Here is a 2,158-nt window from a genome sequence, read left to right on the forward strand (position 1 = left end):
CCGCCGCGCGGGCCGGTGCCTACCCGCACCAGTACTCGGGCGGCCAGCGCCAGCGCGCCATGATCGCGATGGCCCTGGCCTGCAAGCCCCGGCTCATCATCGCCGACGAGCCGACCACCGCGCTCGACGTGACGGTGCAGGCGCAGATTCTTGACCTGCTCAAGGAGCTGACCCGCGAGACGCAAGCCGCGCTCATTCTCATCACCCACGACCTCGGCGTGGTGGCGCGTTATGCCGACCGTGTGGCGGTGATGTATGGCGGGCGCATCGTCGAGCAGGCCTCGGCACGCGATCTCTACAAACGCCCGAGCCACCCCTACACCCGTGGCCTGCTGGCCTCGGTGCCGCGGCTCGACGGCGACGCCTCGCAGCGCCTCGTGCCCATCGAGGGCTCGCCGCCCGACCTGTCGCGCCTGCCGCCGGGCTGTGCCTTCGCTCCGCGCTGCCGCAATGCGATTGCGCAATGTTCGGAAGAGCGCCCCAAGCTGCGCTCGATCGGTCCCAACCACATCATGGCCTGCCTGCGCGATGTCACAGCCTGAATTCCGTATTCCGTTCGCCCTGAGCCTGTCGAAGGGCCGTTCGCATGTCACCAGGGCTTCGACAGGCTCAGCCCGAACGGTGTGGGGCGTCGCATGACTCAAGCAGACAACAAGCAACCGCTGCTTCGGGTCCAAGACCTGAAGGTCCACTTCCCGGTGTTCGCCGGTGCCGTGCTGCGCAAGCAGGTCGGTGCGGTGAAAGCCGTCGACGGTGTGTCGTTCACCCTCAACCGCGGTGAAACGCTGGGCCTCGTGGGTGAGTCGGGCTGCGGCAAGTCGACCACCGGCCTGGCCGTGCTGCGCATGCTCGACATCACCAGCGGCAAGGTGTTTTTCGAAGGCGACGACATCACCGCGCAAGACAAGCGCACCGGGCGCTTTCGCCGCCGCATGCAGATGGTCTACCAAGACCCGTATGGCTCGCTCAACCCACGCATGACGGTGGCCGACATCGTCAGCGAGCCGCTCGACGTCTACCGCATCGGCACCCCCACCGAGCGCCGCGCGCGCGTGGCCGAGCTGCTCAAGACCGTGGGCCTCTTGCCCGACATGGCCGACCGCTACCCGCATGAGTTCTCAGGCGGCCAGCGCCAGCGCATTGCCATCGCCCGCGCGCTCGCACTTGAGCCCAGCCTCATCATCTGCGACGAGCCGGTGTCGGCGCTCGACGTGTCGATCCAGGCGCAGGTGGTCAACGTGCTGGTCGAGCTGCAGCAGCGCCTGGGCCTGTCGTATCTCTTCATCGCGCACGACCTGGCGGTGGTGCGCCACATCAGCCACCGCATTGCGGTGATGTACCTCGGCCGCATCGTCGAGATCGCCGCGCGCGACGACCTCTACCAGCGCCCGCTGCACCCCTACACCCGCGCGCTGATGTCGGCCGTGCCGGGGGCCGACCCCGAGATCGCGATGACGCGCCCGCGTGTGGTGGTGACGGGCGAGGTGCCCAGCGCGCTGCGCCCGCCTTCGGGCTGCCGCTTCCACCCGCGTTGCCCCGAAGCCATGGACATCTGCAAGACACTCGACCCGCAGCTCAGGAACATGGCCGGTGACCGCGCCGTGGCCTGCCACCTGCACGACGGGTCGTTGCCGGTGAGCATGCCAGTGTCGAAGCGCGCGGCCGTGGCCTGAGCCGAGCCCGTGCCACACGCGGGCTCAGCGGCATAATTCGAGGCCCTTCCCCCATGGCCGCCCGCAAGCCCGCCCCCTCTGACCCGATGTCCGCGACGCTACCCGCTCAGACACAACGCTTCCAGGAGAAGCGTGAAGCCATCCTCAGCGCCGCCGCCAACCTGTTCAATCTGCACGGCGTGAAGGGGGCCACCCTGGCCGACATCGCCAGCAGCGTGGGCCTGGTGACCAACAGCGTCACCTACTACTACCGCAAGAAAGAAGACCTGGCCACGGCCTGCTTCCTGCGCGCGATCGAAGTCTTTCGCGTCGTCATCGACAAAGCGGCGCTCAAGAGCAGCCTGCAAGACCGTGTGCAAGAGTTCTTCAGGCTGCACTCGGCCCTGCTGGCCGACATCGACCGTGGCACCCACGCCCCGATGATGCAGTTCAACGACATGCGCGCCCTGCCCAGCCCGCATTTCGAGGTGGTGTCCGACGCCTAC

Annotated in this window: 3 protein-coding genes; all 3 read left to right on the plus strand. The window is 67.9% G+C overall.

The features are described 5' to 3' along the window. Positions 1–542: oligopeptide/dipeptide ABC transporter ATP-binding protein (locus RMO40_RS07585; RefSeq protein WP_309718555.1), on the plus strand; the 542-nt coding region annotated here is incomplete at its 5' end. Positions 543–635: 93 nt separating this feature from the next. Beyond that, positions 636–1,673: a dipeptide ABC transporter ATP-binding protein gene (locus RMO40_RS07590; protein ID WP_309718559.1), complete on the plus strand. Its 1,038-nt coding sequence runs from the start codon at positions 636–638 to the stop codon at positions 1,671–1,673. An 86-nt stretch (positions 1,674–1,759) separates the two neighbouring features. Continuing rightward, the coding region (locus RMO40_RS07595) for a TetR family transcriptional regulator (protein WP_309718562.1) at positions 1,760–2,158 on the plus strand (399 nt) is incomplete at its 3' end.

Source organism: Rhizobacter sp., assembly GCF_031412075.1.
In the GTDB taxonomy this organism is placed as follows: domain Bacteria; phylum Pseudomonadota; class Gammaproteobacteria; order Burkholderiales; family Burkholderiaceae_C; genus Rhizobacter.

Coding starts and splice junctions, on each gene's coding strand:
- RMO40_RS07590 (WP_309718559.1), top strand. CDS start 636: ATGACTCAAGCAGACAACAAGCAACCGCTGCTTCGGGTCCAAGACCTG.